At 72.6% G+C, this 11,339-nt stretch carries 9 protein-coding genes; 8 read left to right on the forward strand and 1 reads right to left on the reverse strand.

Going from position 1 to position 11,339, the window contains the following annotated elements; genetic code table 11:
• Positions 1 to 36: 36 nt before the first annotated feature.
• Positions 37 to 2,124: an eCIS core domain-containing protein gene (locus FHX80_RS35325; RefSeq protein WP_244318771.1), complete on the reverse strand. Its 2,088-nt coding sequence runs from the start codon at positions 2,122 to 2,124 to the stop codon at positions 37 to 39.
• Between the two features lie 268 nt (positions 2,125 to 2,392).
• Between FHX80_RS35325 and FHX80_RS33965 the strand changes: the two genes are divergently transcribed.
• The 8 genes from FHX80_RS33965 to FHX80_RS33995 all read left to right on the forward strand — a co-directional run bounded on the left by FHX80_RS33965 (position 2,393) and on the right by FHX80_RS33995 (position 11,333).
• Positions 2,393 to 3,952 (forward strand): phage tail sheath family protein, encoded by a 1,560-nt coding sequence (locus tag FHX80_RS33965; protein WP_145768318.1) that lies wholly within the window; start codon positions 2,393 to 2,395, stop codon positions 3,950 to 3,952.
• A gap of 34 nt (positions 3,953 to 3,986) precedes the next feature.
• The gene (locus tag FHX80_RS33970) at positions 3,987 to 4,427 is read left to right on the forward strand and encodes a phage tail protein (RefSeq protein WP_145768319.1); all 441 of its coding nucleotides are present in this window, start codon (positions 3,987 to 3,989) and stop codon (positions 4,425 to 4,427) included.
• A complete protein-coding gene (locus FHX80_RS33975) occupies positions 4,424 to 4,924 on the forward strand; it encodes a zinc-ribbon domain-containing protein (protein WP_145768320.1) in 501 nt (166 codons plus the stop codon). The genes FHX80_RS33970 and FHX80_RS33975 overlap by 4 nt, the downstream gene beginning before the upstream one ends.
• Positions 4,921 to 5,079: a DUF6760 family protein gene (locus FHX80_RS35035; RefSeq protein ID WP_167523820.1), complete on the forward strand. Its 159-nt coding sequence runs from the start codon at positions 4,921 to 4,923 to the stop codon at positions 5,077 to 5,079. The genes FHX80_RS33975 and FHX80_RS35035 overlap by 4 nt, the downstream gene beginning before the upstream one ends.
• 2,803 nt (positions 5,080 to 7,882) lie before the next feature.
• Positions 7,883 to 8,212, forward strand: a complete 330-nt coding sequence (locus FHX80_RS33980; protein ID WP_145768321.1) for a hypothetical protein — start codon at positions 7,883 to 7,885, stop codon at positions 8,210 to 8,212.
• Positions 8,213 to 8,236: 24 nt separating this feature from the next.
• Entirely contained in the window at positions 8,237 to 8,662 is a 426-nt protein-coding gene (locus tag FHX80_RS33985; protein ID WP_123465434.1) for a phage tail protein, read from the forward strand.
• Between the two features lie 137 nt (positions 8,663 to 8,799).
• On the forward strand, positions 8,800 to 9,522 hold the full coding sequence (locus tag FHX80_RS33990) for a CIS tube protein (RefSeq protein WP_145768322.1): 723 nt from the start codon (positions 8,800 to 8,802) through the stop codon (positions 9,520 to 9,522).
• Positions 9,519 to 11,333: a VgrG-related protein gene (locus FHX80_RS33995; protein ID WP_145768323.1), complete on the forward strand. Its 1,815-nt coding sequence runs from the start codon at positions 9,519 to 9,521 to the stop codon at positions 11,331 to 11,333. Before FHX80_RS33990 ends, FHX80_RS33995 begins: the two co-directional genes overlap by 4 nt.
• The last annotated feature ends 6 nt before the right edge of the window (positions 11,334 to 11,339 follow it).

Genomic DNA, 11,339 nt, shown 5'->3' on the forward strand with positions numbered 1-11,339 from the left:
TGTCCTGACGCGGCGCGGCCCGCCGGAAACGCCGTGTCAGGACACGGACCTCACCCGGGCCTGGCTGAGATCCACGGTGTTGGGCAGCATCGCCTGCGGGCGCAGGAGGTCCTTGAGGAGGTACTTCATGAGGTCCGGCCCCGACATGCCCTTCAGCCGGTTCGCCAGCGCCGGATTGACCTCCTCCAGTCGCATGATCTCCAGCACCGCGCGCTCCACCAGCCCCGGAACGATGTCGCTGCCCCTCAACGTGTTGGAGCGCAGCTGCTCCGGGTATGCCTTCCGCCCCTCGTCGGAACCGTAGGTCATCTCGCTGTGCGGGTCCGCCGCGGCCTGGGCCATGGCGAACAAGATCTGGCCTCGCCGTTCATCCTCCTGTTCCCGGCCCCTCCGTGTCATGAACTCGTCGTCGTCCATCCTTGCCTTGCCCGTCCCGAGATCGAAGTTCCGCACGGGCACGGAGAACTCGGCGGCGAACGCGTCCTCGCGGGTGGGCAGTTTGCTCGCGGTGTCCGCCGGGTCGGCGGCATGGGCATGGATCGTCGGATACTCGCGCTGCGCGAAATCGCTGAGCATCAGCCAGCCCTGTGACTCCAGAGGGGACTTGTCGAGCGGAATCTCGATTCGTACCTTCCCGAACCGGGTGCCGCGGGGTTCGCTGCCCTCCGCCTCCAGGAAGAAGAAGACGAAGTCCTCGTTCGCCAGGACGTGTTTGTCGTAGGCCTCGGAGTTGTTGGGCGCGTCGGGGTTCTCCCCCAGCAGCGCCGTCTTGGACTTGAGCGTCCCCTGCTGGACCAGTTGGTCCGCCCGGTCCTGGCTCGTGTAGTGGCAGAGCACGCTCTGCTTCAGTGCGATTTCCAGCGCCTTCTTGACGTTGTCCACCCAGCCCCGGCTGCCGCGCCCCGCGATCTCCTTGGCCATCCCGGCCCGGTTGATCTCGGAGAGTTCACGGAAATAGCTCGGTCCGCTCATGGCGAACGCGACGGCGTTGTCGGCCCAGCCGTCCTCGTTCCAGAGCATGCCATTCCTGGTCATCGCCTCGAAGGGGCCGCGCGCGCCCTCGGGGAACTGGTTGTCCCGGACCATCTGGCCGGTCACCACGTCCTTTTCGGCCGTGAGGGCCTCGCGGGCCGCGATCAGGAAGGTCTTGACCGCCCCGCCCTCTTTCGCGGGCCTGTCGTCCTCGGCCGAGCTGACCGCCAGCAGCAGGGTCGCCAACTGCTGGAAACAGTGCGCGGGGTCACGCTTGGGGTCGCTGTCGTACGCCTCGATGTCCTTCCGCAGGCCCGCGACGACGGGGTCGTCCTGAGCGGGACGGAGCGAGAAGGACTTGAGGAAGGACGACACGGAGGTACCGGACGCGGGGGACGGCAGCTTGCCGGAGAGCTCCTCATGCCCCTTGCGCTGGACCACCGGCGTCCGAGCCGGCCTGCGCGCCACGGTCGGCGCCGCCGCGGACGCCTCCCCGTCAGCCGTCTGCCTGGCCGAAGCCTCTCCCGGAGGCGACTCCGTCGCAGCGGCGGCCTGCCGCACGGGAACGGGGCCCGCCATGACCCGGTGCGCGTTCGTCTCCGCCTCCCGCTCGAACCGGTCCGACGGATGGGACACGCTGAGACTGTTGCCCTGGTCCGTGCCCGCCACCGGCCCGTTCCGCTGCTGCACCACATGGGTGAGTTCATGCGCCAGGGTGTGCTTGTCGCCGCCGCCGTCGCCGAGTACGACATGGCTGCCCGACGTGTACGCACGCGCCCCGATCGCACGCGCCGAGCGGGCGGCGGCAGCCCCGGTGTGCATCCGTACACCGGAGAACTCGGTTCCGAAACGGGACTCCATCTCCTGGCGTACCGGCCCGTCGAGCGGCTTGCCGGCCGAGCGCAGGACCTCGTGCACCCCGGGGTCCAACTGCTCCGGGGAGGCCGCGGGGCGTGCGCGGCGGGCGATCATGAGGATCACCGCGGCGTTCCCCATGCCGCGCTGCGCCGCCCGGAGCGCGTCGGCAGTGAGCGGTGGCGGCACGGCGGCGGCGCCCCCGGACATCTCGTGCCGCGCGTCGGCCCGGCCGCGCACCGGCCGCGGGCTCTGGGTCTGCTCGGTCCGCTCGGCGCGTTGCCCGGACGTCTGCACCGGTTGCCTCCTCGTCGGCATCTCATCGGCTTCTGGTCGGGGCACCCCTGTCCCGACCCCAGTGGACCGGGCGGGCCGACGGGGCGTCCAGGTCCGCGCGGGCAGCGCGAGGGCAGGAGCGGGCGACGCCCGGACGGTCAGTGCGGGGAGTCCGGAAAGGCAGTGGTCTTGCCCCCGACCAGGTCCGCGCGCCCCTGTCGCCGTCGCGGACCCGCAGCGAAGACTCGGCCCGGACACAGGTGACCCGTAAGGACGCGAAGGAGCGAGTATGCCGACGTACCTCACCCCGGGTGTGTACGTGGAGGAGGTGCAGTCCGGTGCCCGACCGATCGAAGGGGTCGGCACCGCCGTCGCCGCGTTCGTGGGATTTGCCCGGAACGGCCCGTTCCACGCCCCGACCCTGGTGACCTCCTGGGATCAGTACACCCAGCAGTTCGGCGGCTTCACCGAGGGCACCTATCTGGCCCACGCGGTCTACGGCTACTTCGCCAACGGCGGCGGCGCCGCGTACGTGGTGCGGATCGGTGGCCCCGCCGAGGGCGCCTCGTCCGAGGCGGCCGACGACGGCCGGCAGCGGGAGACCAGGGCGGCGGAGCCGGTGGAGCTCGGCGGCTTCCTGGTCGCGGCCCGGCCGGGCGTCTCCGGGGTGTCGGTGGAGATCGCCGACGCGGACGGCGAGAACCCGCCGGAGGACCGCTTCAAGGTCCTGGTCCGCCAGGGCGACAAGGCCGTGGAGACGTACGAGGCCTCGACCCGCAAGAACGTCAAGGGGTACCTCGTCAACCAGGCGCGTGCCTCCAGCCTGATCGAGGTCACCGAGCAGCGCAACGCCACCCAGGGCAGGCCCGCCGGCCAGACCGTGGCGCTGCCCGACGCCCCTGCCGTGCCCGCCGTACCCGGCTCCGGAGAAATGGCGCGCCTCGACGCGTCCGAGTACGTCGGCGACGCCGCGGCCCGTACGGGGTTCGGCGGCCTGGAGACCATCGACGAGATCACCATGGTCGCGGTGCCGGACCTGATGAGCGCCCACCAGCGCGGCGACATCGACGCGGAAGGTGTGCGGACCGTGCAGCTCGCCGCGATCGCACACTGCGAGCAGATGGGCGACCGGGTGGCCGTCCTGGACACCCCGCCCGGACTCTCCGCCCAGCAGGTGCGCACCTGGCGCAACGACGAGGCGGGCTACGACTCCCGCTACGCCAGCCTGTACTACCCGTGGGTGCGCGTCTTCGACCCGGCCGCCGGACGCAACACCACCGTCCCGCCGAGCGGTCACATCGCCGGGGTGTGGGCGCGCAGCGACGCCGAGCGCGGCGTGCACAAGGCGCCCGCCAACGAGGTGATCCGCGGCGCGGTGGACCTGGAACTCCGGCTCAGCAAGGGCGAACAGGACCTGCTGAACCCGATCGGCGTGAACTGCGTACGGGCCTTCTCCGGCCGGGGCGTCCGGGTGTGGGGTGCCCGTACCCTCTCCTCCGACCCGGCCTGGCGCTACCTGAACGTGCGCCGGCTGTTCAACTACCTTGAGGAATCAATCCTCCTGGGCACCCAGTGGGTGGTCTTCGAGCCGAACGACGACCGGCTGTGGTCGAGCATCCGTCGCAACGTCACCGCGTTCCTCACCGAGGAGTGGCGCCGGGGCGCGCTCTTCGGCCGTACCGCCGAAGAGGCGTTCTACGTGCGATGCGACCGCGACAACAACCCGCAGGAGTCCATCGACCAGGGCCGGGTCATCTGTGAGATCGGCGTATCGCCGGTCAAGCCCGCGGAGTTCGTGGTGTTCCGGCTGGCTCAGTTCTCCGACAGCACCAGCCTCGTCGACGAGTGACCCGCGGGTCAGCAAAGAAAGGTGACAGACAGTCATGGCAGAGGGCGATGCTCTTTCCACCCACGTCTTCGGCGTGCAGCTCGGCGGCTACCTGGTCGAGTCGATTCAGGAGATCAGCGGCCTGACCGTCGAGGAGGAGGTCGTCGAGGTCCGTCAGGTCAGCGCGGAGGGCAAGCAGATCATCCGCAAGCAGCCCGGCGCCCGGCAGGCCGGCGAGGTCACGATCACCCGGGGACTCGACAAGAGCAGTGAGTTCACCAAGTGGATCAAGGAGACCCTCAACAAGGGTGCCGTGGACACCGCGCGGCAGAACCTCACGATCGAGATCAAGGACTCCGAGGGCAGCACGGTCCGGCGCATCCAGCTGATGCAGGGCTGGGCCTCCAAGTGGGAGGGCCCGTCCCTCAAGGCGGGCGAGTCCGCCGCGGCTACCGAGTCGGTCACGATCGTCTTCGAGGAGATCGTCGTCGAATGAGGCGTCGTACGGTGTCCGCGGGCAACCTGGAGGAGATCCTCCAGGCGACGGAGCCCGCCCCGGTGTCGGAGCAGGCGGCGGTGGCCACCACCACCCCCGCCGCCCCGGCGCCCAGGGAGGACCACAGGCTGCGCACCGAGTTCGAGTTCGAGCTCCCGCGCGGCTACGTGGACGAGGCGGGCACGCTGCACCGCCAGGGCTCGATGCGCCTGGCGACCGCCCGTGACGAACTGCGGCCCCAGATCGACCTGCGGGTCAAGGAGAACCCGGCGTACCTGAGCGTGGTGCTGCTGAGCCAGGTGATCACCCGGATCGGCGCGATCACCGATGTGCACGCCGAGATCGTGGAGCGGATGTACGCCACCGACGTGGCCTTCCTCCAGGACTTCTACCGCCGCGTCAACAGCGAGGGTCACACCCGCGCGGCGGTGACCTGCCCGCACTGCGAGGGCGGCTTCGAGGTCGACCTCTCGGGTGGGCGCCTGGGGGAATCGTGACGTACGCCCTTCCCCGGCTCCGGGAGGAGATCGCGTACATCGCCTACCACTTCCACTGGCAACGCGAGGAGATCCTCGACCTGACGCACGGTGAACGCCAGCAGTGGGTATCCGAGATCGCCCGTATCAACACCCGTGTGAACGAAGGCGGTTGAGCGCATGGCATGGCGGGACAGGCTACGCCGCCGGGCTGCCGGACCGGACCCCGCGGACCGTTCCCGGGGTACGGAGCGTGCCGAAACGGGCGAGGAGTCCGGCGACGGCCCGGACCGGAGCGTGTCCGGCGCCCCGGGTCCCTCCGTGCCGAGCGCCCTGGGTCCCTCCGTGCCCGGCGACTGGGACGGCGGCTGGCGCCGCACCGCACCACCGGAGCTCACCGTGGCCCGTGCCCCGCTCGGCGTCAGCGACGGCCTCGCTTTCCGCGCGCGCCTCGCGGCCTGGCAGAACCCGTCGTTCGACGCCGGGCTCGGGCACGCCCTGCTGCCCACCGCCCCGACCGGCCTGGTACGCGGCGTCACCACGCCGGCCGCTCCGCAGCCCACCCGCAGCGGCGGGGGCCCGCTGCTGCTCCGGGCGCTGCGCCCGGAGGGGGCGGAGAACGGCCCGGGAGGCGGCACGCCGGGTGCCGCTGCCGTGAACGGCGGGCTCGTGGACGCAGGGACCGCGGACTCGGGGGCCGTGGACGGCGGGGCCCGGTTGCCGGTCACGCGGACGCCGGACGTCTCGCGCCGGACGCGTCCGGGGGCACGGCAGTCCGGCCCGGCGTCGTCCACCGCGCAAGTCTCCGCCGCGGGCCACGGTCCGGAGTCGGCGACGCCTCACCCCGGAGGCCGCAGTCGCAACAGCACTACGGGGAAGGGACGTTCGGGAGAAGTTCTGCGGACCCGTGGCCTCACATCGACGGAATCGCCCGCCGCGCTCCTCCCGTCAGGTACCCCTGTCCAACGGGCCGCGGAGTCGGGCACAGGTCCGGTGGTGCCCCCCTCCGGAACCGCCCGCCCGCTGGCCGCTCCGCCCATTCCGCTGGTACGACGTGTGTCGGTGGTCCAGGGCGTAGGTGCGGGCGCAGGCGCTGACGGGGCTGTGGCCCGGTCGGCTTCCGGCGGTCGTGCCTCGCAGACACCGTCAGGTACGACCGGGCCGGGCTCCGGGCGCGCGTCCCGGTCGCCGGCCGGCTCCGGGAGCGGTACGTCGTCCGGGCCGGCGGTCCAGCGCACCTCGACGGGGCCGCAGTCCGCGCGGAGAGGCGGACAGCCGGAGGCGTCACGTGCCTCCGGTGCCGAGGCGACCCGCGAGGCTGTCAGGCTTCGCCCGCTGGGGCCTTTGCCGACTGCTGCCCGTCACCCGGCCGGACCCGTGCGCCGCCTTCCTGCCCTGCGGGCCGCGGCCATTGCGCCCAATCTCGGCACGGCCCCCGATGTACAGGGTCCCGCCTCCACCACGACCGCACCGGCAGCGTCAGGGGCGCGTTCGACGGCGCCCGCACAGCGTGCCATCAGCCGTGCGCCCCTCGGCGCCCCGCTGAGCGAACTGCCCTCTACCGCATCACCGTTGGCTGCGGATGCTCCCGCGCCGTCCTCCGTGCTCGGTGCCGGAGCCGTGCCCGGTGCCGCAACCGTGCCCGGGCCGGCGCTTCCCGTCGTCCAGCGCCACTCGGAGGGCGACGGCGGCACCTCGGCCCCGTACAACGGCGGCATGACGGGAACGGCCCCCGGCGCCCCGGACGGCCCGGCGAACCGGGCCGACGCCCCGCGCCGGACGCCTGGCCGTCGCGCCGGGGCACGCGCGCGGGGCGGCCTGGGCGCGCCGATGTCCGAGCTGCCGCCCAGCGTCGACCTGCCGGGCTCCGCCGCGTCCGGCGCCCGCGCGCCCCGTACCTCATCCGGCCCGGACGTCCAGCGGGCTCCCGCACGCCCGGTCCGGAGTTCCGGCGACAGTCCGGCGCCGACCACGACGGATCGAGACCGGACACGCACCGGGCCCGCGCCACTTGTCGCGCCCCTTGCGCAGGCAGGGAGCGGACCGGACGCGCCCTTGCTGGGGGCGGCTGACGTCCAACGCCGCGTCGCCTCCAACAGCGGTGCGGGTGACGTCCAACGCGTCCTGGACGACCGCTCTTCGATCAGCGGCACCACGCTGCCCGGCGCCACGGCCCCCGCCCACGGAGGCGGGCCCGCCACGCCGTTGGTGACACAGTCCCAGGCCGCCGCGCCCCGGCGCCTGGCACCAGAGGGCGCGGACGGCACCGCAGCGAACACCCGGCGTCCTGGCACGACCCCCGCCACGGCCCACGGCGCGACGCCCGGAACGGCCCCCGGCGCGACCTCCGATGGGTCGGGCTCTGACAGGCAACGGCCAGACGCTCCCGCCACCCCGGCCCCGGTCGTCGTCGCCCGTGCCCCTGCCGCAGGCGCCGCACGCCCCGCAGGCACCACAGGCGCCCGGACCGCCGGTACGGCCGGCCCGCACCCTCTCACCGTGATCCGCGCCGGAGCGCACTCCGCTCCGGTGCCGCCTCGCACCCTCTCGCTGCTCGCCGCGCGCCCGCTCCGCCTGAACACCCGTGCCCCGGAAGGCGTGGCAGCGCCCGCCGTCTCCCGCTCCGGCGGTCGCCCTGTGGTGGCGGCGCGCTGGCCCGGCGCACCGGCTGCGCACCGGAGCGGCCCCGCGCAGCCGTCGCCGGGTCCGTCCGCGGTGGCCCCGCCGACGCCGCGGGGCCGGCGCACCGCGACCGAGCACCCCGGCCCCGGACCGCAGGGACACGGAGCGCGAACCACCGGCTCCCAGGACTCCGTCCAGCGTGTCCCGGTCGTCCGGCCTGCGGCGCCGCCCCGCGGGGCACCCAGGAAGGCCGTACCGGTGCGGCCCCTTCCCGTAACCGCCCCGCAGTCGCAGTCATTCACGGGTCGCCCCCCGGTCACACCGGCGCCGGGACCGTCACCGGCAGGGACCGTCCCCGTGGTCCGGCCGCGGACCGGCACACCGGGCCCCGTACCGGCGGCGGGCGGGACCGGCCGGGCGGCGCCCCCGGTCCAGCGCGATGTCACGGGCGCCGGTGACATCGCCGTACCCAAGGGCGTACCGGCCAAGGCGGTGCCGGAGCGGCCGGCCGCAACGTCATCCGCCCCCGTCAGGAGCGCGGCCAGGCACGTCGAGACACCGCAGGACCAGGCCGCTGACCTGGACGACCTGGCGCGCCGCCTGCTCGACCCCATGGCCCGGTTGCTGCGCACCGAACTGCGACGCGGCCGGGACCGCACGGGCCGCCCCTACGACGGACGCCGCTGAGAGCACGGAACGGATGACGGACGAATGACAGACAGCATCTTCGCGACCAGTGTGTTCTTCCGGCTGGCCATCGCCGGCAATGACCTGGGTGCCTTCCACACCTGCTCCGGCATGGGCGCCGAGGTCGAGATGGAGAGCTATGCCGAGGGCGGCAACAACGGCTTCACCTGGCAACTGCCCGGACGCGTGACCTGGTCGAACATCACGCTCACCAGGCCGGTCACCGCCGACACGGCGAAGATCGGCCGCTGGCTCGACGAGACGCTGCGCCGGGTGGAGCCCAAGGACGGCGAGATCGTGGCACTGAAACCGGACTTGACCAGGATCATCAGCTGGCAGGTGTTCGGGATCGTCCCGGTGCGCTGGCAGGGGCCGTCCTTCGACCCCGCCCGATCGGAGGCCGCGGTGGAGACCCTGGAGATCGCCCACCAAGGACTGCGCCCTTCCTGACACTCCCTCATAGAGCCTGTTAGACAAGGCCGGTAGCCTCCAGCTCCTCAGTTCGCCCCCCGTATCCCCGTCGCCCGGAACTCGCCCACCCACCCGCCCTCTCGTCCACGTATCCGCACCGGAAAGGAACTCCAGGCATGTCCCCAGCGGTGCGATCCAGTCGGGCCCGAGCCCAGCTGACCCTGAAGGAGCCCCCGGCCTCCGTCGGTGCGAAGCCGGGCGGGACGGTCGCGCAGCTCGACCTCCAGTTCAACCCCTCCACCTTGGAGCTGCGCAAGACCACCGAGTGGCGGCGCTCCCCGTCCCGGATGGCCGGGCAGTCGGCCCTGCCCGAGTTCGTCGGCAGCGGGCCGCGCACATTGAGCCTCGAAGTCTTCCTGGACGCCACCGCCACCCATGACAACTCCGTGGAGCAAGCGGTGGAGAAGCTGATGAAGGCGTGCGTGCCGACCCCGGCCAGTTTGGGCCGCAAGAAACCGGCCAGCCCGTGGGTTCGGTTCGAGTGGGGCAGTGCGCGCACGACCTCGTTCGACGGGGTGCTGTCGAGCCTGGCGGTGAGCTACACCCTGTTCGACGTGGACGGCAAGCCGCTGCGGGCCACCTGCACGCTGTCCATCGAGGAGGCGAGCGTCGACCCGGCGGGCCAGAACCCGACGTCCGGCGCGCGCACCGCCCGCAGTACGCACACCGTCGTGGCGGGCGACAGCCTGGCCCTGCTTGCCTGGCGGGAGTACGGCGACGCGACGGCCTGGCGGGTCATCGCGGAGGCGAACGGAATCGACGACCCGATGGCCCTCGTGCCCGGCACCGAACTGGTGGTGCCGGCGCTGCGGGACACGGGCAGTGAGGAGGAGCGGTGAGCACATCCGAGGCACAGGGCGGCCGGTCGTTCGCGGCGGACCCCGTCGTGGAGACGCCCGCCGAACTCCCGCAGGTCTGGGCCGCCCAGCTGGTCAGCTGCGTGGTGGACGAGAACGTGGGCCTGCCCGACGCGGCGGTGCTCACCTTTCGCGACCCCGATCACGAGTTCCTGCAGGCGACCGGCATCACCATCGGCACCCCGCTGCGGGTGTCCGTGGTGACCGTCTCCGGGCAGGCGCGCGAGCGGCTGTTCAACGGCGAGGTGACGGCCCTGGAACTGGACCGGGACCGCACGGGCTCGTTCACGGTGGTGCGCGCGTACTCCAGGGCGCACCGCCTCCAGAGGGGCCGCAAGGTGGTGGCCTACCGGAACATGACGACGGCGGCGATCGTCCGCAAGGTGGCCGCCGGGGCCGGGCTGACCTGCGGAGCCGTACAGGCCGCGCCGGTCACCTACCAGCAGCTCTCGCAGGCGAACGTGTCCGACTGGGACTTCCTCCAGTACCTGGCGGGTGAGAACGGCGCACAGGTGCGTGTCGACGACCAGGGGCTGCTCCAGTTCACCCGGCCGCAGAAGGCATCCGGCGCGCCCGCGCCGTCGACCTCGGCCACGAAGAGTCCGATGGTGCTGGAGTACGGCCGGAACCTCCTCGCGTTGCGGGCCTCGCTGTCGGCCGCGGACGGTGCGGCGTCGGTGGAGGTGCGCGGTTGGGACGTCACCACGAAGAGGCCGCTGGTGGCCCGGAACCCGTCGGTGATCAGTGAGACGGCGGTGCCGGGTCTGAGTCCGGAGATGAGTGCCCGGTTCGGCAAGGCGAAGCTGACCGTCACGGACACCCCGTACCGTACCCAGGCCGAGACGACGGCGGTCGCGGACGCGACGGCCGCGCAGGTCAGCGCGGGCTTCGGGGAGCTGGAGGCGGTGGCCGAGGGCAACCCCCTGCTGCGGGCGGGCAAGCCGGTGGCCCTCGGTAACGTCGGGCAGGCGTTCTCGGGCCGGTACACGGCGACGGCCGTGCAGCACACCCTGGAGCCGCACGACGGATACCGGACGACGGTGTGGGTCGGCGCAGGCCCGGACCGCTCCCTGACGGGCCTGGTGACCGGCGGGCCGGCCCGTGGCCCGCGCATGCCGGGCCTGGCGATCGGCGTGGTGACGGACGTACGCGAGCCGGACGGGGCCGAGCGCGGCGCGGTGCGGCTGAAGTTCCCCTGGCTGGACGAGAGTTACGTCACCGACTGGGTGCGCACCGTGCAGTGGGGCGGCGTGGGCGGGGGAGGCGTGGTGAGCGCGGAGGTCAACGACGAGGTGCTGGTCGGGTTCGAACAGGGCCTGCTGGACAGCCCGTACGTCATCGGAGGGCTCTACAACGGCGTGGACCAGCCGTCGCCCCACGACGTCCCACTGATCGACAGGACCAGCGGGAAGGTCAACCGCCGCTCGGTCGTGTCGCGTTCGGGCCACCGGGTGGAACTCCTGGACGCGAAGGCGCCGGGCCCGTCCGGACTGCGGCTGCTGACCGGTGACGAGCGCCTCGAAGTACGCCTGGACGACCGGCGGGACCGGATCGAGCTGACGGTGTACGCGGGACGGGGCCGACCGCTGACCTCCGTCGTGCTCGACAAGGACGGCATCACGCTGGACGCGAAGCAGGGCAACGTGAGCGTACGGGGCAGACAGGTGGACATCGACGGCACGGACGGGGTGCGGATCGGCGGCCGATCGGTGAAGGTCACCGGCGGTTCGGATGTCACCGTCGACGGTGGCCTGCTGGGCGTCCTCAAGGCCCGGCTCATCCGGATCAACTGAGACCCG

It is taken from the genome of Streptomyces brevispora (assembly GCF_007829885.1).
In the GTDB taxonomy this organism is placed as follows: Bacteria; Actinomycetota; Actinomycetes; order Streptomycetales; family Streptomycetaceae; genus Streptomyces; species Streptomyces brevispora.